Genomic DNA, 19696 nt, shown 5'->3' on the forward strand with positions numbered 1-19696 from the left:
TTGTGGCTGCCTGCCATTTTGCAGGCCTGAACTCTGCCCCGCGTTGCGATGACGGCGCTTCGCCTGTGTGTCGTCAATTTCCCTGCACGCGCACCTGCCGGCCCGTCTGGGCCGGTTTTTTTTTACGCCCCTGCCTGGTCGATCGCGTCCAGCGTGGCCTCCCATGCCAGCAGGATCGAGGCGTGGCGGTTCGGATAATCGCGGGCAGGCAGCAGCGCCTCGAGATCCGCGAAGGGCGCGGGGGGCGGATCGCCGGCGGTCGTCAGCATGGCCCGCAGCGCGTCACGGGTGGCCGCGATCTCGTCCCGGCTGCGGCCGATGACCGCCTGTCCCAGGACCGAGGCCGAAGCTTGGCCAAGCGCGCAGGCCCGCACCTCTTGCGCGAAGCCGGCGATCCGTTCGCCTTCCATCGCGACATAGGCCGTGACCGAGGATCCGCATTGCGGCGACCGGCGCATGGCCTTGCCGTCGCAGTCCGGCAGCGTTCCCAGATGCGGAATGGCCGTTGTCAGCGCAAGGATCCTGCGCGAGTAAAGCTGCATCAGGTCGCTGTCGGCCATCGGTCTTTCCCACGGTTTGCCTTCGGCCTAGATAGGAACGCGACCGAGGAAAGGAAACCCGATGTTCGACCCCGACAGCCTGAAATACGACGGGAACGGCCTGATCCCGGCTATCGCGCAGGATGCGGACAGCGGCGAGGTGCTGATGATGGCGTGGATGAACGCCGAAAGCGTGGCCCGGACGCTGCAAACGGGCCGCGTCACCTATTGGTCACGGTCGCGGCGGGCCTTCTGGGTGAAAGGCGAAAGTTCGGGACATGTGCAGGAGTTGGTCGAGTTGCGCGTGGACTGCGACCGCGACTGCCTGCTGGTCATGGTGCGCCAGACCGGACCCGCCTGCCATACCAACCGGCGCAGTTGCTTTTACACTGCGGTCCGTGACGGGGCCGAAATCGAGATCATGGCGCCGATGGAGTGAAGGGGGCGCTGCCCCCGTCGCGCCATGCGCGACTCCCCCGGGATATTTGCGGTCCAAAGCAGGTCAGAAAGCAAGCATCCGCCGGATGTCCTGTGGGGTGGCGCCGTCCTCGCGGTAGTGGCGGATCGCGCGGGCGTCGTCGCGTTTGGCCAGCCGTTTGCCTGCGGCGTCGCGGATCAGGCGGTGGTGGTGGTAAAGCGGCGTCGGAAGTTGAAGAAGTTTCTGAAGAAGGACGTGGATATATGTCGAATCGAAAAGATCTTTTCCACGCGTGATCACCGTTATCCCTTGCGCGGCATCGTCCACGGCCACCGCAAGGTGATAGGAGGTGCCCATGCCCCGGCGGGACAGGATCACGTCGCCGATGCCATCCAGAAATTGATCGCGGCTCAGCGAATGGTCATGGCCGGGCATGATCGCCTCGTCCCGGAAGACGATGCGGTCGAGGTCCAAGGCGTCGAAGGCGCGGCCGACATCAAGGCGGATCACGTCGTCCGGCCCTGCCTCGGACAGGCTGCGGCCGCGACAGGTGCCGGGATAGATCAGGCCGTCGGGACCGGCGGGCAGGGCGCCCTCTTGCGGGGCGGACAGCGCGGCGCGGATGTCTCCGCGGCGGCAGCGGCAGGGATAGGTCAAAGGCGCCAAGACGGACAGCGCATCCCCGTAGGCCGCCATTCGGTCCGACTGCCGCATCACGGGGCGCTGCCAGCGCAGGCCCAGCCAGGCCAGATCCTCGTAGATCGCGGTTTCATGATCCGCGCGGCAGCGGTCGCGGTCTATGTCCTCGATCCGCAGCAGGAACTGGCCGGGACCGGCTTCGCGTTCGGCCACAAGCGCGGCGTAGGCATGGCCCAGGTGCAGCAGGCCCGTGGGCGAGGGCGCGAACCGCGTGCGTCTTATTGCGCCGCCAGCCATGCCGCAAAGTCGTCCTTGGCGCGTTGCGTATAGGCGGGGTAGCGGTCCTTGCGTCCCTTGCGGCCGCTCCTCGCCTCGTCCAGCGGGGGAAACAGGCCGAAGTTCACGTTCATCGGCTGGAAGGTCTTGGCCTCGGCTCCGCCGGTGATGTGGCTGACCAGGGCGCCCATGGCCGTGGTCGGAGCCGGGGGCGGCAGATCGCGCCCTTGCGCCTGCGCCGCCGCCATCCGACCCGCCAGCAGGCCCATCGCGGCGCTTTCCACATAGCCTTCGACGCCCGTGACCTGACCCGCGAAGCGCAGGTTTGGGCGCTGGCGCAGGCGCATCCGGTCGTCCAGAAGCGTGGGCGAGTTCAGGAAGGAGTTGCGGTGGATGCCGCCAAGGCGCGCGAAGCTGGCGTTTTCCAGGCCGGGGATCATGCGGAACACCCGGGTCTGGGCGCCGTATTTCATCTTGGTCTGGAAACCTACCATATTGTACAACGTCCCCAAGGCGTTGTCCCGGCGAAGTTGAACCACAGCATGAGGTTTTTCCGCAGGGTCATGCGCGTTCGTCAGGCCGACCGGCTTCATCGGCCCGTGCCGCAACGTTTCGCGCCCGCGTTCGGCCATCACCTCGATGGGCAGGCAGCCGTCGAAATAGCCCGCCGTCTCTCCCTCGTGGAACTCGGTCTTGTCGGCGGCCAGAAGGGCGTCGATGAAGGCCTCGTACTGCTCTCGGGTCATCGGGCAGTTGATATAAGCGCGCCGCTCGGCCTCGGTCTCGCCCTTGTCGTAGCGGCTTTGTTCCCAGGCTACGGACATGTCGATGGTTTCGGCATGGACGATGGGAGCGATGGCATCGAAGAAGGCCAGCGAATCCGTACCTGTCGCCGCCCGGATCGCCTGGGCAAGCGCGTCCGAGGTCAGCGGCCCCGTGGCCACGATCCAGTTGCCGTCGCGGGGCAGGTCCGCGATCTCTCCCGGAACGATTTGGATCAGCGGATCGGCTTGCAGCGCCTGCGTCACGGCGGCGGAAAAGGCGTCGCGGTCCACGGCCAAGGCGCCGCCCGCGGGCAGCTTGTGGCGGTCGGCCATCGCCATGATCAGCCCGCCCGCGGCCCGCATCTCCCAATGCAGCTGGCCCACCGCGTTCATCACGTCGTCGTCGGAACGGAAACTGTTCGAGCAGACCATTTCGGCGCAATCGCCGGTCTTGTGGGCAAAGGTGCCCTTGGCGGGGCGCATCTCGTGCAGGATGACCGGCACGCCCGCGCGGGCGACCTGCCAGGCGGCCTCGGACCCGGCAAGGCCTGCGCCGATGATATGGACTGGTTCCATGTGACCTCCTGCAAAGGGGCTAGCAAAGCGGCCCGCAAATGGAAAGGGCGGCGCCAGCGGCACCGCCCCGATCTTGCCGTGCGGGCGAGGATCACTCCTCGGCGGCGGCCTCGGCCGGTTCGTCGTCGCCACCCGAACGCAGCGCGGAAGGCGCGGCGATGTTGGCGATCACGAAGTTGCGGTCGATGGTCGGCTTCGCGCCTTCGGGCAGCTTCACGTCGTTGATGTGAATCGTGTCGCCGACATTCAGGCCCTCCAGATCGACGGTGATGTGATCGGGGATGTCGCCCGCGGTCACGACCAGCTCGACCTCGGGGCGCACCGTCACGAGGGTGCCGCCGCGCTTCAGGCCGGGGCATTTGTCGTGATTGATGAAGTCCACGTGGATGAACAGGTTCACCTTCGAGGTGCGGCGCAGGCGCATGAAGTCGATGTGGATCGGCAGATCCTTCACCACGTCCTTTTGCACGCCGCGGCAGATGACGCGAACGTCGTCCTGGCCTTCGACCTTGAGGTTGAACAGCGTGGACATGAAGCGGCCGGCGCGCAGTTGCGTCAGCAGCTTGTTGAAGTCGAACTGGATGTTGACCGGGTCCTTGTGGTCACCATAAACGACTCCGGGCACCTTGCCGTCGCGGCGAGCTTGGCGGGCGGCCCCCTTGCCTGACCCCGCGCGCGGCTCGGCCACCAGATCAGGGATCTCTTTGGCCATGATATGTTCCTAACATAGTTGTGGGTGCCGCCATCCTCCAAGGGTGCATGGCGACAGGTCGCGGCCTATACGGCAACGGGGGCGATTTGTGAAGGCCTGTTCGGCGCCTCGATGTCGTATTCGTCCAGGAAGCCGCGCGGGATCATCACGTTTTGCGGCCCGATGTCCCGGACATCGCGTTCGCCGCACAGCGCCATGCTGATGTCCAGCTCCTTGCGGATGATTTCCAGCGCGCGGGTCACGCCCGCCTCGCCCATGGCGCCCAGGCCATGCAGCCAGGCCCGTCCGATCCAGGTCGCATGGGCGCCAAGCGCCAGGGCCTTCAGCACGTCCTGGCCCGAACGGATGCCGCTGTCCAGGTGGACCTCCACCCGGTCGCCCACGGCCTTGACGATATGCGGCAGCATCCTGATCGAGGACAGCGCGCCGTCCAGTTGTCGCCCGCCGTGATTGCTGACGATGATCGCGTCCGCCCCGAAATCGGCGGCGATGCGCGCGTCGTCGGGATCGAGGATCCCCTTCAGGATCAGCTTGCCGCCCCACATGTCGCGGATCCGCGCGATCTTGTCCCAATCCAGCTGCTCGTCGAACTGCTCGGCCGTCCAGCTCATCAGGCTGGACGGGTCGGCGACGCCCTTGGCGTGGCCCACGATGTTGCCGAAGAACCGCCGCTTGGTTTGCAGCATCCCCATGCCCCACCGCCAGCGGAAGGCCAGATCCAGCAGGGTGGGCAGGGTCAGCTTGGGCGGGGCGGAAAGGCCGTTCTTCAAATCCTTGTGCCGCTGTCCCAGGATTTGCAGATCCAGCGTCAGCACAAGGGCGCTGCAATTGGCCCTTTTCGCGCGCTCGATGATGGCGGCCAGGAAATCCTGATCCTTCATCGTGTAAAGCTGGAACATGAAGGGCTTGGAGGTGTGTTCCGCCACATCCTCGATGGAGCAGATCGACATGGTGGACAGGCAGAAGGGAACCCCGAACTTCTCGGCCGCGCGGGCGGCGTGGATCTCGCCGTCGGCGTGCTGCATCCCGGTCAGGCCGACGGGGGCCAGCGCCACCGGCATCGTCGCGGGCAGGCCCGCGATGTCCGATGCCGTGCTGCGGTTCGACATGTCCACCGCGACCTTCTGGCGCAGCTTCAGCCGGGCGAAGTCGGTCGTGTTCTCGCGAAAGGTCTGCTCGGTATAGCTGCCCGATTCCGCATAGTCATAGAACATCTTCGGCGCGCGCGCGCGATGCATCCGCTTCAGATCTTCGATCGAGGTGATGACGGGCATGGAAACTCTCCGCAGCTTGGTCAAAAGTTTTTACCAGAGCGGCGCGCGCAGGGCAATCAATCCCGTGGCCGCATCCGCGAGCGCGCTTCCGGCTCGATCACCGGGCCGCGCAGGGCATCGGCGCGCTCGCGCAACGCCTCGGCCCGCGCCTTGGCCTGGGCATCCACCGCGGTGGGCGAGGTTGCCGCGTCGGGCGCATGGTCGGGCAGAACGGGTTCCGCCAGGATCCGGTCGGTCGGCAGCAGGCGCGGATAAGGATCGGCCTCGCCCCCGCAGCCCGACAGCAGGGCGGCGCAGGCGAACAAGGGAAGGGTGCGTTTCATGACCGCAGCCTAGGGCGCGACGCCCGGCGCGGCAACGGGCTTTCCCGGGTCCGGGCCGCGCGCTAGAAAGACCCATGGCCCGCACCCAAGGTTCCCGCGCCGAGATCACCGGCCCCCTGATCCGCGACGAAGCCCGCCGCCTGTTCGCGCGGCAGGGCTATGCCGCCGTGTCGATGCGCCAGATCGCCTCGGCCGTGGGGGTGCAGGCGGGGGCGCTTTACGCCTATACCCCCGACAAGCAGGCGCTGCTGCTGGATCTTTTGGAAAGCCACATGCAGGAACTGCTGTCGGCCTGGTCGGACGTGCCCGGCGATCCCCTGGCGCGGCTGGAACGCTTTGTGCGCTTTCACATCGACACCAGCCTGGACCATCCCGACGCCGTGTTCCTGTCCTACATGGAACTGCGCAACCTGTCGCCCGAGAACTTCGCCCGCATCGCCGCCCTGCGCGGCCGCTACGAGGCCGCGCTCGAGGCGATCCTGCGCGACGGCGTGGCGGCGGGGCTGATGCGCATCGACGATCTGAAGCTGGCGACCATGGCGCTGATCGCGATGCTGACCGGGGTCACGAACTGGTATCGCGAAGGCGGGCGGCTGGACCGACAGCGGATCGGCGACATCTACTGGGGCCTTGCGCGCGGCGCGGTCGGCGCGGATTGACCTCCGCTTCTTCTTTGCCCAAATACCCCGATCCCGACGCTTGCCCCGCAGCGCCCCCGCCCCGATAATCGCCCCATGAGTCTGCCCCCCGGCTTCCTTGACGAGATTCGCAACCGCGTTCCGATCAGCCGCGTGATCGGGAAGAAGGTTGTTTGGGATCTGCGCAAGTCGAACCAGGCGCGGGGCGACTGGTGGGCGCCATGTCCCTTTCACCAGGAAAAATCCGCCAGTTTCCATTGCGATGACGGGAAGGGCTATTATTACTGCTTTGGCTGCCACGCCAAAGGCGACGCCATCAAGTTCCTGCGCGAAGCCGACGGGATGGAGTTCATCGAGGCCGTCAAGCTGCTGGCCGCCGAGGCGGGCTTGCAGATGCCCGAACCCGACCCCCGCGCCCGCGAACGCACCGACCGCCGCACCCGCCTGTTCGAGGTGACCGAGGCCGCCTGCCGCTGGTTCCGCCTGCAATTGCAGACCGCCGCCGCCGCCGAGGCGCGCGACTATCTGGTCCGCCGGGGACTGGACCGCGCGGCGGAGGACCGGTTCGAGATCGGCTTCGCCCCCGACAGCCGCACCGCGCTGACCCAGGCCTTGCGCGACAAGGGCTTCGACGAATCGCTGAGCGTCGAATCGGGCATGTCCGCCAGACCCGATGGCGGCGGCGCGGCATACGACCGCTTCCGGGGCCGCATCATCTTCCCGATCCGCGACGGGCAGGGGCGCTGCATCGGATTCGGCGGCCGGTCGATGGATCCGAACGCCCGCGCCAAGTATCTCAACAGCCCGGAAACGCCGCTGTTCGACAAGGGCCGCAACCTTTACAACCTGGGCCCCGCCCGCGCCGCCGTCGCCAAGGGCCAGCGGCTGGTCGTGGCCGAGGGCTACATGGACGTGATCGCCCTTGTCCGCGCGGGGTTCGAGGGCGCGGTGGCCCCCCTCGGCACCGCCATCACCGAGGATCAGCTGCGCCTGATGTGGCGCGTCTCGCCCGAGCCGGTGATCGCGCTGGACGGCGACGCGGCGGGCCAGCGCGCCGCCCAGCGGCTGATCGACCTGGCGCTGCCCCTGACGGGACCGGGGCAGGCGCTGCGCTTCGTGATGCTGCCTGCGGGGCAGGATCCTGACGACCTCCTCAAGGCCGCCGGGCCGGGCGCGATGGGCGCGCTTCTGGACGGGGCGCGCCCGCTGGCGGATCTTCTCTGGGCGCGCGAAACCGAGGGCCAGGTCTTCGACAGCCCCGAGCGCAAGGCCGCGCTGGACAAGCGGCTGCAAGACGCCGTGGCCAAAATCCCCGACGAACTGACCCGCAACCATTATGCCGAGGAGCTGCGCCGCAAACGTTGGGAGCTGTTCGGCGGCCAGTCCCGGCGGGCCGAGCGGCGCCCGGCGGACCGCAAGTTCGCCCGCCGCGACAAGGCCCAGGCCCCGCGTCCCGTTCCCGCGGCGACCGTCGCGCCACAGGCCGCCGCCGCGCTGCTGGAAGGCGCCAGCCTTCTGATCTGCGCGCTGCGTCCCGAACTGATCGCGCGCGCCGAAACGCGGCTGGAGCGCCTTGCGCCGCCCGACCCCGACCGGGCGGCCCTGCTGTTCGACCTGCTGTCCCACGGCGAAAGCGCGGCCGGACGGCGCGGTCTTGAAACGCTTCGGCGCGACGCCCATCTGGGCCTGACGCCGGCCGTCATCGGTTCCCAGGACGACGAGACGGCCTTGGCGACATTGAACAATCTTCTCGACCGGCTCGAGGCGCAGCGGGCGGCGGGCGCCGAGCTTGCCCGCGCCGAGGCCGAGATCCAGGGCGAGGCCGATGAAGGGCTGACCTGGCGGATGCAGCAGATCGCCCGCGCCAGGCATCGGGCCGAACGGCCGGATCTGGAAGGCGGGGCCGATCTGAACGAAGACCGCGAGGCCTTGTCGGCCCAGCTGTCCCGATTCGTGGACGCTCAGATCTGGCGCAAGCCGCCACGCCGCTGATCGTCCTTCAGCCGATTCGCGGGATGCGAATCAATTTGCGTGGCGCTCTCTTTGATTCGGGGGTGCGGCGCGCTACATGTGGAACGGAATTCCAGTGATTCGGCTGCGTGCGAATCATTGCCTGACAAAGGGAGCCCTTGATGGCCGCCAAGGACGACGATCACGACAAGACCGACAAGGACGACAACGCCCACTCGCTGGACATGAGCCAGGCGGCCGTCAAGCGGATGATCGCGGACGCGCGCGAACGGGGCTATATCACCTATGATCAGCTGAATGCCGTTCTGCCGCCCGAGCAGGTCAGCAGCGAGCAGATCGAGGACGTGATGTCGATGCTGTCCGAAATGGGCATCAACGTGATCGAGGACGAGGACGGGGCCGAGGAACCGGAAGGCGGCGCGGTCGCGGTTGTCGGCTCGACCTCCCGCGAGGTCGCGGTTGCCACGTCGGAAACCGAAAAGCTGGACCGCACCGACGACCCGGTGCGCATGTATCTGCGCGAGATGGGCAGCGTCGAGTTGCTGTCGCGCGAAGGCGAGATCGCCATCGCCAAGCGGATCGAGGCGGGCCGCAACACGATGATCGCGGGCCTTTGCGAAAGCCCGCTGACCTTCAAGGCCATCACCATGTGGCGCGAGGAGCTTCTTGACGAGGAGATCCTGCTGCGCGACGTGATCGACCTGGAAACCACCTTCGGCCAGTCGCTCGACGACGAGGAAGGCGACGAGGAGGAGTTGTCCGACGACAGCGTCCAGACCGAATCCGCCCAGAAGCGCGAGGAACTGGATGCCGACGGCAACCCCATGCGCAGCGAGGACGACGAGGACGAGGACGACGGCGCCAACCTGTCGCTTGCCGCGATGGAGGCCAGCCTCAAGCCCAAGGTTCTGGAAACGCTGGAACTGATCGCGCACGACTATGAAGCCCTGGCCGCGATGCAGGACCAGCGCATGTCGGCCACCCTGAACGAGGACAACAGCTTTTCGGCCACGGCGGAAAGCGACTATCAGGTGCTGCGCTCGCGCATCGTCGGGCTGGTGAACGAGCTTCACCTGAACAGCAGCCGGATCGAGGCGCTGGTTGATCAGCTTTACGGCATCAACCGCCGCATCGTGACCATCGACAGCGGCATGGTCAAGCTGGCCGACGCCGCGCGCATCAACCGGCGCGAATTCATCGACGCGTATCGCGGAACCGAGCTTGACCCGACCTGGATCGACCGCATGTCCCAGCAGTCTGGGCGCGGCTGGCAGGCGCTGTTCGAACGCTCGCGCGAGAAGGTCGAGGAATTGCGCAACGAGATGGCGCAGGTCGGACAGTATGTCGGCGTCGACATCGAGGAATTCCGCCGCATCGTGGCCCAGGTCCAGCGCGGCGAAAAGGAAGCCCGCCAGGCCAAAAAGGAAATGGTCGAGGCGAACCTGCGGCTGGTGATCTCGATCGCCAAGAAATACACGAACCGGGGCTTGCAATTCCTTGACCTCATTCAGGAAGGCAACATCGGCCTGATGAAGGCCGTGGACAAGTTCGAGTATCGGCGCGGCTACAAGTTCAGCACCTATGCGACCTGGTGGATCCGCCAGGCGATCACCCGGTCCATCGCCGACCAGGCCCGCACGATCCGCATCCCGGTCCACATGATCGAGACGATCAACAAGCTGGTCCGCACCGGGCGGCAGATGCTCCACGAGATCGGCCGGGAGCCGACCCCGGAGGAACTGGCCGAAAAGCTGCAAATGCCGCTGGAAAAGGTCCGCAAGGTGATGAAGATCGCCAAGGAGCCGATCTCTCTCGAAACCCCCATCGGGGACGAGGAGGACAGCCAGCTTGGCGACTTCATCGAGGACAAGAACGCCGTCCTGCCGCTGGATTCGGCCATCCAGGAAAACCTGAAGGAAACCACGACCCGCGTTCTGGCCTCGCTGACGCCGCGCGAGGAGCGGGTTCTGCGGATGCGCTTCGGCATCGGCATGAACACCGACCACACCCTGGAAGAAGTGGGCCAGCAGTTCAGCGTGACCCGCGAACGCATCCGCCAGATCGAGGCCAAGGCCCTGCGCAAGCTGAAGCATCCAAGCCGCAGCCGCAAACTGCGGTCCTTCCTGGATCAGTGACGAAAAGCCGCCCTCGGGCGGTTTTTTCTTGCCCGGACTGGATGGAACCGTCGGCGATCGCGTCCTGAGGGCGGTTTCCTTGGGTCTTGCAATCCTGGGGTAAATCATGAACGCTGCGCCCTGGATTGCCAGGGGTTCGTTCATGCCTGCCGACGCGATACTGATCGTTCTCTGCCTGTTCCTGGCGGCGATGGTGCTGGTCCTGCTGCTGGCCCAGCGGCGGGGCACGGCGCGTTCCGCGGACGACGGCAGGCTTGGGGATCTGGAGCGCAGGCTTGCCGACCAGGGGGCGCTGCTTGACGAACAGCGGCTGCGCGGGGAACGGCTTGAAGCGCAGGCCGAGCATCTGGAAAGGCGGCTGTCCGAACTTGGCCAGGAACGCGACGACCTGACGGATGCGCTCCACGCCGAACGCCGCAATCTTGCGCGGCTGGAAGGGGAACTCGCCTCGGCCCGCCTGGCTGCCGAGAAGGACCTGGCGGCCGAACGGCGGGAGGTCGCGCGCCTGCATGAAGCGCGCGACCAGGTGAACGACGCGGTTGCCAGGCTGACCGCCGAACGTGACGGCTTGGACCAGGCCTTGCGCGCGGAACGCCAGACCATCGCCCGCCTTGAACGCGACCTGTCCGAGGCCCGCCTGTTGGCGCAGAAGGATCTTGAGGCGGCGGGGCGCGAGATCGCCACGCTGAAGGAACTGCGCGAGGACATGACCGGCCAGTTCAGGCTGCTGGCCAACGAAACCCTGAAAACCCAGGGCGCCGAGATGCAGCGTGCCCATGGCGACCAGTTGAACGCGCTGCTGACCCCTTTCCGCGACCAGGTTCACCGCTTTCAGACCGAACTTCAGGCCCGCAACAAGGCCACCGATGAGGAGCGTGCGCGCCTGCGCGAGCAGATCGAGGGGCTTTACCGCCGTTCCGAGGCCATTTCCCGCGAGGCGGTCAACCTGACCCGCGCGTTGAAGGGCGACAGCCAGAAGCGCGGAGCCTGGGGCGAGATGATCCTGGAACGCATTCTCGAGGATTCGGGCCTGCTGGAGGGGACGCATTACGTCGCCCAGACCAGCCGCCGGGACGAGAACGGCAAGGTCTGGCGCCCCGACGTGATCATCAGGATGCCGCAGAAGAAGGTTCTGGTTGTCGACAGCAAGGTCTCGCTCGTGGCCTATGAGGAGGCGGTCAGCGCCGAGGATCCGGCGATCCGCGACGGCGCGCTGCGCCGGCACGTGGCGGCGATGCGGACGCATGTCGCCTCGCTGTCGGGCAAGGGCTATCATGCGCTGGACGAAGGCTCGGTCGATTACGTGCTGATGTTCATCCCCGTCGAAGGCGCGTTTTCCGAGGCGCTGCGCGTCGATCCCGACCTGACGCGCCACGCGATGGAAAACCGCGTGGGGCTGGCGACGCCCACCACGCTGATGCTGACGCTGCGCACGGTCGATCACATCTGGACGGTCGAGCGGCGGGAATCCAACGCGGCGGCGATCGCCAGCCGGGCAGGGGCGCTTTACGACAAGCTCTACGGCTTCGTCTCGGCCATGGACGAGGTCGGGGCGGCGCTGGACAAGGCGCAGAAAAGCCATGCCACGGCGATGGACCGGCTGTCCCGCGGGTCGGGCAACGTGATCCGCCAGGCCGAGATGCTGCGCCAGCTTGGCGCGCGCAACCAGAAGCGTCTGTCGACCGGGCACGACGGCGACGACGACCTGCCCCTGCTGAGCAGCCCCGAGGCGGCGGAATGATCGCCACCTTCACCGTCGAGACGCGCGGGCCCGCCTGCCATGACATCACCGGCAAGGTCGCGGGCTGGCTGCGCGAGGAGGGTGCGCAAGACGGCGTCCTGACGCTGATGGTGCGGCACACGTCCTGTTCGCTGCTGATCCAGGAAAACGCCGATCCCGATGTGCAGCACGATCTTCTGGGCTGGCTGGACCGGATCGCGCCGCCTGCCGACCATCCCTCGATGTCCTGGCTGCGCCACCGGGACGAGGGACCCGACGACATGCCCGCGCATCTGAAGGCCGCCGTGCTGCCGGTCAGTCTGCAAGTTCCGGTCGCGGCGGGGCGGATGATGCTGGGGACGTGGCAGGGCATCTATCTGGTCGAACACCGCCGCGCCCCGCATCGCCGCCAGATTGCGGCCGCCTTTCTGGGCGGCTGATCCGCGGCATTCCTGTCACAGATAGGGCAGGGAACATCTTGTGTCCGCTGGATAATGCTACCCAAGCCCTGCCTGCCTGCCTATAGTCGTTGCAGACCGAGGACCGAAAGGGACAACCGGATGCGCTGCCCGTTTTGCGGAAATGTCGATACGCAGGTCAAGGACTCGCGTCCCGCCGAAGACAATGTCGCCATCCGCCGCCGCCGCTTCTGTCCGGCCTGCGGGGGGCGCTTCACCACCTATGAACGCGTGCAGCTGCGCGATCTCGTGGTCGTCAAGTCCAGCGGCCGGCGCGAGGATTTCGACCGCGACAAGCTGGCCCGGTCGATCCGCATCGCCATGCAGAAGCGCCCCGTGGAACCCGATCGGATCGAGCAGATGATCAGCGGCATCGTCCGACGCCTGGAAAGCACGGGCGAGACGGACATCCCCTCGAAGATGATCGGCGAGATTGTCATGGAGGCGCTGTCGCGCATCGACAACGTGGCGTATGTCCGTTTCGCAAGCGTTTACAAGAATTTCCAGGATGCGGGCGATTTCGACAAGTTCGTGTCCGAATTGCGGCCCGGCCCGGCCAGCGACTGAGCCGTGACGCCCGGGGACGATCTGCGCCACATGGCCCATGCCCTGCGCCTGGCGCGGCGTGGCCTGGGCAATGTCTGGCCGAACCCCGCTGTGGGCTGCGTGATCGTGCAAGACGGTCGCGTTGTCGGACGGGGCTGGACGCAGCCGGGCGGGCGCCCCCATGCCGAACGTGTGGCCCTGGACCGGGCAGGGGCGCTGGCGCGGGGGGCCACGGCCTATGTCACGCTGGAACCCTGCGCGCATCACGGGCAAACCCCGCCCTGCGCCGAAGGGCTGGTCGCCGCAGGCATCGTCCGCGTCGTGTCGGCCATGACCGATCCCGATCCACGCGTGGCCGGGCGCGGGCACCGGATCCTGCGCGAGGCGGGCGTCGACGTGACCGAAGGGATCCGAGAACCCGAGGCGCGTGAGGTGCAGGCGGGCTTTCTGTCGCGCGTCGAGCGGGGGCGGCCCTTCGTGACGTTGAAGCTCGCGACCAGTTTCGACGGGCGCATCGCCACGGCCGGCGGGGAAAGCCGGTGGATCACCGGACCTGCGGCGCGGCTGCATGTCCATGCCCTGCGCATGGCCCATGACGCGGTGATGGTGGGCGGCAACACCGCCCATGCGGACCGCCCGTCGCTGAACGTGCGCGGAATGGCGACACCGCGCCAGCCGGTGCGGGTGGTTTTGTCCACCCGCCCGCTGCCGGATCTGCCGCCCGAGGGACCGATGCACGGGCCCTTGTGGCGGATCGACGCCCCGCCCGAGGAGGCGCTGGCGCAACTTGCGGACCGCGGCATCACGCGGGTCTTTTGCGAAGGCGGGGGGGTGCTGGCCGCCTCGCTGTTGCAGGGGGGGCTTGTGGATCAGATCGTCGGCTATACCGCGGGCGTCACCCTGGGGGGCGACGGGCTGCCTGCGGTCGGGCCGATGCGGCTTGTCCGGCTGGCCGATGCGCCCCGCTTCGCCCTGGCCGAGACGCGCCGGATCGGGCCGGACCTGTTCCATCGCTGGCGCAGGGTCGCGCTTGCGTGAAACCGCCTAGTCGGCCATGGGTGTCAAGGTCGTGATCCCCGTCGCCGCCGCGCGCGCCAGCTGCGGATCCAGCGACATGCCGATATATTCGCCGCGCCGCCACAGCCCCGCCAGATCGTCGTAATGCCGCGACAGCGGATGGCCCGATTGCCCGGTCGAGATGATGAAGACCGAACTGTCGGGATCGGCCAGATCGTAAACGCCGCGATAGCCGGGGCCGGCGGCGGCCTCGAACGGATTGGGGCCGGTGCCCAGGATGGCGGTGTGGGACAGGGTGAACGTTCCGCCCGAGATCGCCTGCGGCAGGTTCACGATCCAGCCAAGCCCGCCGATCCGGCCCAGTCCCGGATGCACATGCCGCGCCTGGTGCGCGTCGCCCCATCGCCAGCTGGTCACGTCCGGGCCATATCGCTGCGTCAGATCCAGGATCGCTCGGTCCAGCGCCTGGCGGGCGATGGTGGTGCAGTCCTCGACCGGGGCGCTTTGCACGATGTCGCACCAGGCGCCCGCGCCGCCCCGGTTGCGGAACACGGCATCGGCAAAACCCGGATGCAGCCTGCGGATGTCGTCCGCCACGGGGCCAAGCTCGTCCCGGATCAGGCGGTCCTGCAAGGCGCCCATCCAGGCGGCATAGATCAGCGGCTCGGGCAGGTGCTCGCTCATGGCGCCGTCCCATTCCGCCAGCAGGTTCAGCGCGTCCTGGCGCTGGCGCTCCGGGGTGCCGGGGGCCGCGGGTTCGCCCGTGAACCACAGATCAGCGCCCACCAGAGGCAGCAGGGCGCGGGCCGCCGGGCTGACGACATCCAGCTGGGCCGCGATGAAGCTGTCTCGGGAATGGACTTCCCGGTCCTTCAGCAGATGGGCCAGGCGGGTGCGGCGCAGGGCCAGGGGACCGCGTTCCTCGGTCGCGAAGGCCAGGCCGTCCTCGGTCGGACCATCCTCGGACAGGGGAGCAAGCCCCTGCCATTCCCCCTCGGCCAGCCAGCCGGGAACGGGCATGGCGCCGCCGGTGGGGTGGTCGGACGCCCGTTGCGGCACGGCGCCCACCGTCACTTGGCGGATGCCGTCGTCATCGGCCAGCGTCACGGCCAGGGCGGGGGCCACGACCCGGCCAAGCGCGGTCGCGGCGCTGTTCGCATCCGTCGCCCGCATCACCCCGATCAGCGCCGACAAGGTTGTGTCCGTGCCCGACAGCCCGGTCCAGCGCAGCGCCGCGACATGGCCCATGGGCGTGACATCCGCCAGCCCCGGATCCAGCAGCGGCACCAGCGGGCCGTTGCGGCTGCTGCGCAGGGTGACGGCGCGGTTCGGCTCGTTCAGAACGCGGATCACCTCGCGCCGGGTAGCGAATTCGGTCCAGCCGCCCGCGCCGCGATAGCGGTCGGCGCGGCCGGGCTGGATTTCCTCGATGGCGATGTCGGCGTCATCCAGGCCGGCGGGCGCGATGCCCCAGGCCAGTTGCGGATTGCGCCCGGAAAAAACCACCGGCATCCCCGGGATCGTCGCTCCGATCACCCCGCCCGAGGTCAGTTGCAGCCGCGCAAGGTAATACAGCGAGGGCGCGACCAGCGGCGCCTGCGGATCGTTGGCCAGCAGCGCGCCGCCCGCCGCAGTCCGATCCGCCGCGGCAGCAAAGCTGTTGGCCCCAAGCCCGCTGCCCGGGCGCAGGAAATCCGTGGCGTCGCGGTTAGGGGCGGGGCCGCGGCGCGCCTCGGGCGGGGCCAGGCGCGCGCCGGGGAACAGGTCGGCATAGCGGGGCAGGAGGGCGGGGGTTTCGCCCTCGCCGATCAGCAGGTCGGTTCCGCGCTCCGGCCAGGTCAGCGATAGACGGGCGCGCAGGATCTCCTCGGCGGCGGAATTGCTGGCGGCGGCCGCCAGCAGCTTCAGGATCGCCAGCGAATCGGCGGGCTGCCAATAGGCGATGTCCTGCGGCAGCACGAAGAACTCGGGCGCGCCCCGGCCAAGCGCGCCCTTGTTGACCTGCGCGATCCACTGGTTCACCCCGTCGGAATACGCCCGCAGCGCGGCCTGTGTCGCCTGGTCTTGCGAATCGAGCGAGGCGCTCGCGTTGCGGTAAAGCTCCAGCCGCCGGGCCAGGTCGTCGGCGGGAAAGGCGCCCGCGCCATAGACCTCGGCCAGGCGGCCCTGGGCCGCGCGGCGCAGCAGCGTCATCTGGAACAGCCGGTCCTGGGCATGGGCCAGGCCCAGGGCGAAGAACACGTCCTCGTCCGTCTGGCCGAAGATGTGGGGCACGTTTTCGGTGGACCGGACGATCTCGACCGGGGCCGAGATGCCCTGGACCTGAAGCGTGGCGTCGTAGTCGGGCAGCGACCGGACGGCGAAATACCAGGCCAGGATCACTGCCAGGACCAGCAGCACGATCAGGCCTATGGTCAGCCGCAGAAGCCAGCGGAAAAGGGTCAGCATGTCGGAAGATGATCCATGGGCCGGTCCGCCGCCTGTCCTTGTGGGGGTGCCTGCACGCTTGACCATGGCGCGCAGGGATGCTGGGTTGCTGCATAATGGAGGCGCGGGGCCAGTTCAACGGAGGGCAGCCCGCGCCGTGGAATGGATCGGGGGGCAAATGGCGAAGCTGGCATTTCTGGGACTGGGCGTGATGGGCGCGCCGATGGCGGGGCATCTGAAGACGGCGGGGCACGCGGTGACGGTTTTCAACCGCACCCGGGCCAAGGCCGAGGCCTGGGCGGCCCGGCATGGCGGGGCCTTGGCCGACACCCCCCGCGAGGCCGCGGCGGACGCCGATCTGGTCATGGCCTGCGTGGGCAATGACGACGACCTGCGGTCCGTCTGCCTTGGCCCCGACGGCGCCTTCGCGGGCATGAAGCCGGGGGCGGTCTTTGTGGACCACACCACGGTATCCGCAGCCGTGACGCGGGAACTGGCGCAGGCGGCGCGGGCGGCGGGGCTTGGCTATGTCGACGCTCCGGTTTCGGGCGGGCAGGCGGGGGCCGAAAACGGCCAGCTGTCCGTGATGTGCGGCGGCGCGCAGGAGGATTTCGACCGCGCCGCGCCGGTGATCGACGCTTACGCCAGAATCTGCCGCCGTATGGGCGACGTGGGCGCCGGCCAGATCACCAAGATGTGCAACCAGATCGCCATCGCCGGGCTGGTGCAGGCCCTGTCGGAGTCGCTGGCCTTCGCCAAAAAGTCCGGGCTAGAGGTCGGACAGGTCGTCGAGGTGATCAGCCAGGGCGCCGCCGGAAGCTGGCAGATGGTCAACCGCCACAAGACCATGGACGAGGGCCGGTTCGACCACGGCTTCGCGGTGGACTGGATGCGCAAGGATCTGGCAATCTGTCTGGCCGCCGCCGACGACGTCGGCGCATCGCTGCCGGTCACAGCCCTTGTGGACCAGTTCTACAAGGACGTGCAGCGGATGGGCGGGGGCCGCTGGGATACCTCGTCCCTGATCGCGCGGTTGGGTTAACGGCCCTTCGCCTCGGCTCGTTTCAGGGCGGGTTCCGCCCGGGCGAGGGCCTTGCGGACATGATCGGGAAAGCTGCCAGGCCGGATCGGAAGCGTGGCCGAATGGGCCGCGCAGACCGTGCGGGTGTCGCGCCAGTCCCCGGCGATCCGCAGCGCCCAATCACGGAAATCCCGCGCGGCCCCGGGGCGGTCCTGAAGCGCCTGTCCCAGGGTCGGGTGGAAGCCGATGCGGGGCAGGCGCAGCAGGCGCCTCAGCAGGCCGGGGATCGGCAGGACGTTCAGCGTGTCGTCCACGTGCAGGCTGCCGCTGGCGGGATGCCAGGCCAGCAGCGATCCGGCATGGACGCGTTCGTTCTGACAGATGTAGTCGATCCCGTCCGGCAGGGAAAAGCGCAGATCCGGGAAGCGCGCGGCGACCGGGGGCGATTCGACCGGATCGCTTTGCCAGGGCAGGTCGGGCCACTTGCGGCGGTGGCGGTCCGATCCGAACAGCTGCGCGTGCGGGAACATCCGGTGCATCGCCTGGCAATGCAGCGTGTGGAAGGGATGCAGGTTCAGCACCGCCTCGACCGCGCGGCCCCCTTCGGTCAGGGCCATGACCTGCCGGGCGATGTCCGGGCCGAAGCCGTAGGAGTCCAGGAACACGAACCGCCCCGAGGAAAGCCGCACCAGAGAGCAATGCGTTCCCACATTCACCAGCCCGCCGATCCGCAGGGTGCCGCGGATGTTCCAGAAGCCGTCGCCAAGATCCATCAGTCGTTCCGCCATCATGCCCCCGGTGGATTGCCAACGTCGCGCAGCGACAGATCCGCCCCCCGGCACAAGTCGCGCAAGGCGGGTTTCAACCCTTCCTCCAGCGTCGGGTGATAGAAGGGCATCTCCAGCACATCCGCCGCGCTGGCGCCTTGGCCGATCGCCCAGACCAGCAGATGCGCCAAGTGTTCGCCCCCCGGCACCGCCAGATCGGCGCCCGTCAACCGGCCCGTCCGGTCCGCGCCGAGAAGCAGAAGGCCCCCGGCCTTGCCTTCGACCCGTGCGCGGCCCTGGTCGGCATAGCTGGCATGGGCGTTCAGGGCGCGGTCCTCGGGCGGCGCGCCGATGGCCGCAACCGGCGGATCGGTAAAGGCGATGGTGAACAGCGGCGGTCGGTCGGCGGCTTCGACATCGGGCCAGCGGCCCGCGTTGGTCCCGGCGATGATGCCGTCCAGCCGGGCCTCGTGCAGGACCGGCGCATCGCCGTCCGCATCGCCCGCCATGAAGACCGCCGTGTCGCCGCATTGCATCGTGCGGCGGTCGATACGGGGCACGCCCTTGTCGTCCAGCGCCAGTCCTGCCGCTTCCAGGTTCAGGCCGTCCAGCGCCGGGGCGCGGCCAGTCGCCACAAGCACATGGTCGAAGTCCTCGGTTCCGCCGTCCCATGCCAGCCGGATCGCGTTCCCTTGCGCCGAGGGCTCGGGCGCGCAGCCCAGATGCAGCGTCACGTCCCGGGCATAGATGTCGCGGAACGCGTCATGCACCTTGGCGCAGCGGATCCCGGCCAGCCTGTCGCCTGCGTCGAACAGCGCCACCCGGACGCCCAGCCGGCCCATCGCCTGCGCCAGCTCGGCGCCCAGCGGCCCCGCGCCGATCACGGCCAGACTTGCGGGAAGATCCTCAAGCTCGAAAATGGATTCGCTGGTCAGCAGGCGCGGCCCCAGGTCGCGATACGGCTTGGGAATCACCGGCTCCGATCCCGTGGCGATCACCACCGCCCGCGCCGCGACCTGACGTCCGTCGTCCAGCAGCAGCCGGTCCCGCGCCATGAAGCGGGCGCGGGCGTCCAGGCAGGTTCCCTCGGGCAGTTCGCGATAGCTGTTCTTTGCCCCCTGCACGAAGCGGTCGCGCTCGGCCCGCAGCCGCTCCATCACGCGGCGGCCGTCCACCCGCGCCTGCGGGATGTCGATGCCCATCATGCGCGCGCGGTCCAGGCCGGCATGGGCGCGCGCCGCCGCGATCAGCAGTTTGGACGGCATGCAGCCGGCGTTGGCGCACAACGTCCCGCGAAAGCCGTCGTCGATCAGCAGCGTCCGCGCGCCTGCGGACCGCGCCGCGCGTTCCGCCGCAAGCCCTGCGGTTCCCGCGCCTATGACCGCCACGTCGCAGGACAGATCGGACGTGGTATCGGTCATCGCGTGCCTCTTGCCATGGGTCGGCAACCCAACGGCAAGGCGCGGCGCGGGTTC

18 protein-coding genes are annotated in these 19696 nt (G+C 68.2%); 9 read left to right on the top strand and 9 right to left on the bottom strand.

The window, feature by feature from the left end; genetic code table 11:
• Positions 1 to 122: 122 nt before the first annotated feature.
• The gene (locus ACFOM8_RS00685) at positions 123 to 560 is read right to left on the bottom strand and encodes an iron-sulfur cluster assembly scaffold protein (RefSeq protein WP_377758369.1); all 438 of its coding nucleotides are present in this window, start codon (positions 558 to 560) and stop codon (positions 123 to 125) included.
• A gap of 61 nt (positions 561 to 621) precedes the next feature.
• Between ACFOM8_RS00685 and hisI the strand changes: the two genes are divergently transcribed.
• The gene (hisI, locus tag ACFOM8_RS00690) at positions 622 to 978 is read left to right on the top strand and encodes a phosphoribosyl-AMP cyclohydrolase (RefSeq protein ID WP_377758371.1); all 357 of its coding nucleotides are present in this window, start codon (positions 622 to 624) and stop codon (positions 976 to 978) included.
• A 63-nt stretch (positions 979 to 1041) separates the two neighbouring features.
• Here hisI and gluQRS read toward each other — a convergent pair whose 3' ends face one another.
• From gluQRS to ACFOM8_RS00715, 5 genes are all read right to left on the bottom strand, one after another.
• The gene (gene gluQRS, locus ACFOM8_RS00695) at positions 1042 to 1893 is read right to left on the bottom strand and encodes a tRNA glutamyl-Q(34) synthetase GluQRS (protein ID WP_377758373.1); all 852 of its coding nucleotides are present in this window, start codon (positions 1891 to 1893) and stop codon (positions 1042 to 1044) included.
• A complete protein-coding gene (gene trmFO, locus ACFOM8_RS00700; protein WP_377758374.1) occupies positions 1875 to 3212 on the bottom strand; it encodes a methylenetetrahydrofolate--tRNA-(uracil(54)-C(5))-methyltransferase (FADH(2)-oxidizing) TrmFO in 1338 nt (445 codons plus the stop codon). Before trmFO ends, gluQRS begins: the two co-directional genes overlap by 19 nt.
• 91 nt (positions 3213 to 3303) lie before the next feature.
• A complete protein-coding gene (locus ACFOM8_RS00705; RefSeq protein ID WP_377758376.1) occupies positions 3304 to 3924 on the bottom strand; it encodes a 50S ribosomal protein L25/general stress protein Ctc in 621 nt (206 codons plus the stop codon).
• A gap of 65 nt (positions 3925 to 3989) precedes the next feature.
• On the bottom strand, positions 3990 to 5198 hold the full coding sequence (locus ACFOM8_RS00710) for an alpha-hydroxy acid oxidase (RefSeq protein ID WP_377758378.1): 1209 nt from the start codon (positions 5196 to 5198) through the stop codon (positions 3990 to 3992).
• Between the two features lie 56 nt (positions 5199 to 5254).
• Entirely contained in the window at positions 5255 to 5521 is a 267-nt protein-coding gene (locus tag ACFOM8_RS00715) for a hypothetical protein (RefSeq protein WP_377758380.1), read from the bottom strand.
• A gap of 74 nt (positions 5522 to 5595) precedes the next feature.
• Here ACFOM8_RS00715 and ACFOM8_RS00720 point away from each other — a divergent pair, with 74 nt between their 5' ends.
• From ACFOM8_RS00720 to ribD, 7 genes are all read left to right on the top strand, one after another.
• Entirely contained in the window at positions 5596 to 6180 is a 585-nt protein-coding gene (locus tag ACFOM8_RS00720; RefSeq protein WP_377758382.1) for a TetR/AcrR family transcriptional regulator, read from the top strand.
• Positions 6181 to 6255: 75 nt separating this feature from the next.
• Positions 6256 to 8151 carry a DNA primase gene (dnaG, locus tag ACFOM8_RS00725; RefSeq protein WP_377758383.1) on the top strand — a complete coding sequence of 632 codons (1896 nt, stop codon included), beginning with the start codon at positions 6256 to 6258 and terminating at the stop codon, positions 8149 to 8151.
• A 140-nt stretch (positions 8152 to 8291) separates the two neighbouring features.
• A complete protein-coding gene (gene rpoD, locus ACFOM8_RS00730) occupies positions 8292 to 10265 on the top strand; it encodes an RNA polymerase sigma factor RpoD (protein WP_377758385.1) in 1974 nt (657 codons plus the stop codon).
• 142 nt (positions 10266 to 10407) lie between these two features.
• Positions 10408 to 12006: a DNA recombination protein RmuC gene (rmuC, locus tag ACFOM8_RS00735; protein WP_377758387.1), complete on the top strand. Its 1599-nt coding sequence runs from the start codon at positions 10408 to 10410 to the stop codon at positions 12004 to 12006.
• Positions 12003 to 12425, top strand: a complete 423-nt coding sequence (locus tag ACFOM8_RS00740; protein ID WP_377758389.1) for a secondary thiamine-phosphate synthase enzyme YjbQ — start codon at positions 12003 to 12005, stop codon at positions 12423 to 12425. The genes rmuC and ACFOM8_RS00740 overlap by 4 nt, the downstream gene beginning before the upstream one ends.
• Before the next feature lie 120 nt (positions 12426 to 12545).
• Positions 12546 to 13010: a transcriptional regulator NrdR gene (gene nrdR / locus ACFOM8_RS00745; protein ID WP_377758390.1), complete on the top strand. Its 465-nt coding sequence runs from the start codon at positions 12546 to 12548 to the stop codon at positions 13008 to 13010.
• 30 nt (positions 13011 to 13040) lie between these two features.
• Complete coding sequence (gene ribD / locus ACFOM8_RS00750) at positions 13041 to 14027, top strand: bifunctional diaminohydroxyphosphoribosylaminopyrimidine deaminase/5-amino-6-(5-phosphoribosylamino)uracil reductase RibD (RefSeq protein ID WP_377759156.1); 987 nt, start codon at positions 13041 to 13043, stop codon at positions 14025 to 14027.
• Positions 14028 to 14033: 6 nt separating this feature from the next.
• On the opposite strand, the gene ACFOM8_RS00755 is transcribed toward ribD, so the two are convergent.
• Positions 14034 to 16454 (bottom strand): penicillin acylase family protein, encoded by a 2421-nt coding sequence (locus ACFOM8_RS00755; RefSeq protein WP_377758391.1) that lies wholly within the window; start codon positions 16452 to 16454, stop codon positions 14034 to 14036.
• A gap of 157 nt (positions 16455 to 16611) precedes the next feature.
• Here ACFOM8_RS00755 and ACFOM8_RS00760 point away from each other — a divergent pair, with 157 nt between their 5' ends.
• Positions 16612 to 17475 carry an NAD(P)-dependent oxidoreductase gene (locus ACFOM8_RS00760; RefSeq protein ID WP_377758392.1) on the top strand — a complete coding sequence of 288 codons (864 nt, stop codon included), beginning with the start codon at positions 16612 to 16614 and terminating at the stop codon, positions 17473 to 17475.
• On the opposite strand, the gene ACFOM8_RS00765 is transcribed toward ACFOM8_RS00760, so the two are convergent.
• Positions 17472 to 18245, bottom strand: a complete 774-nt coding sequence (locus ACFOM8_RS00765; protein WP_377758394.1) for a hypothetical protein — start codon at positions 18243 to 18245, stop codon at positions 17472 to 17474. The genes ACFOM8_RS00760 and ACFOM8_RS00765 overlap by 4 nt on opposite strands.
• Positions 18242 to 19642 carry a dihydrolipoyl dehydrogenase gene (locus ACFOM8_RS00770; protein ID WP_377758395.1) on the bottom strand — a complete coding sequence of 467 codons (1401 nt, stop codon included), beginning with the start codon at positions 19640 to 19642 and terminating at the stop codon, positions 18242 to 18244. The genes ACFOM8_RS00765 and ACFOM8_RS00770 overlap by 4 nt, the downstream gene beginning before the upstream one ends.
• Positions 19643 to 19696: the final 54 nt, after the last annotated feature.

It is taken from the genome of Paracoccus angustae, assembly GCF_042648745.1.
In the GTDB taxonomy this organism is placed as follows: Bacteria; Pseudomonadota; Alphaproteobacteria; order Rhodobacterales; family Rhodobacteraceae; genus Paracoccus; species Paracoccus angustae.

Coding starts and splice junctions, on each gene's coding strand:
- ACFOM8_RS00685 (WP_377758369.1), bottom strand. CDS start 560: ATGGCCGACAGCGACCTGATGCAGCTTTACTCGCGCAGGATCCTTGCG.
- hisI (WP_377758371.1), top strand. CDS start 622: ATGTTCGACCCCGACAGCCTGAAATACGACGGGAACGGCCTGATCCCG.
- gluQRS (WP_377758373.1), bottom strand. CDS start 1,893: ATGGCTGGCGGCGCAATAAGACGCACGCGGTTCGCGCCCTCGCCCACG.
- trmFO (WP_377758374.1), bottom strand. CDS start 3,212: ATGGAACCAGTCCATATCATCGGCGCAGGCCTTGCCGGGTCCGAGGCC.
- ACFOM8_RS00705 (WP_377758376.1), bottom strand. CDS start 3,924: ATGGCCAAAGAGATCCCTGATCTGGTGGCCGAGCCGCGCGCGGGGTCA.
- ACFOM8_RS00710 (WP_377758378.1), bottom strand. CDS start 5,198: ATGCCCGTCATCACCTCGATCGAAGATCTGAAGCGGATGCATCGCGCG.
- ACFOM8_RS00715 (WP_377758380.1), bottom strand. CDS start 5,521: ATGAAACGCACCCTTCCCTTGTTCGCCTGCGCCGCCCTGCTGTCGGGC.
- ACFOM8_RS00720 (WP_377758382.1), top strand. CDS start 5,596: ATGGCCCGCACCCAAGGTTCCCGCGCCGAGATCACCGGCCCCCTGATC.
- dnaG (WP_377758383.1), top strand. CDS start 6,256: ATGAGTCTGCCCCCCGGCTTCCTTGACGAGATTCGCAACCGCGTTCCG.
- rpoD (WP_377758385.1), top strand. CDS start 8,292: ATGGCCGCCAAGGACGACGATCACGACAAGACCGACAAGGACGACAAC.
- rmuC (WP_377758387.1), top strand. CDS start 10,408: ATGCCTGCCGACGCGATACTGATCGTTCTCTGCCTGTTCCTGGCGGCG.
- ACFOM8_RS00740 (WP_377758389.1), top strand. CDS start 12,003: ATGATCGCCACCTTCACCGTCGAGACGCGCGGGCCCGCCTGCCATGAC.
- nrdR (WP_377758390.1), top strand. CDS start 12,546: ATGCGCTGCCCGTTTTGCGGAAATGTCGATACGCAGGTCAAGGACTCG.
- ribD (WP_377759156.1), top strand. CDS start 13,041: ATGGCCCATGCCCTGCGCCTGGCGCGGCGTGGCCTGGGCAATGTCTGG.
- ACFOM8_RS00755 (WP_377758391.1), bottom strand. CDS start 16,454: ATGCTGACCCTTTTCCGCTGGCTTCTGCGGCTGACCATAGGCCTGATC.
- ACFOM8_RS00760 (WP_377758392.1), top strand. CDS start 16,612: ATGGCGAAGCTGGCATTTCTGGGACTGGGCGTGATGGGCGCGCCGATG.
- ACFOM8_RS00765 (WP_377758394.1), bottom strand. CDS start 18,245: ATGATGGCGGAACGACTGATGGATCTTGGCGACGGCTTCTGGAACATC.
- ACFOM8_RS00770 (WP_377758395.1), bottom strand. CDS start 19,642: ATGACCGATACCACGTCCGATCTGTCCTGCGACGTGGCGGTCATAGGC.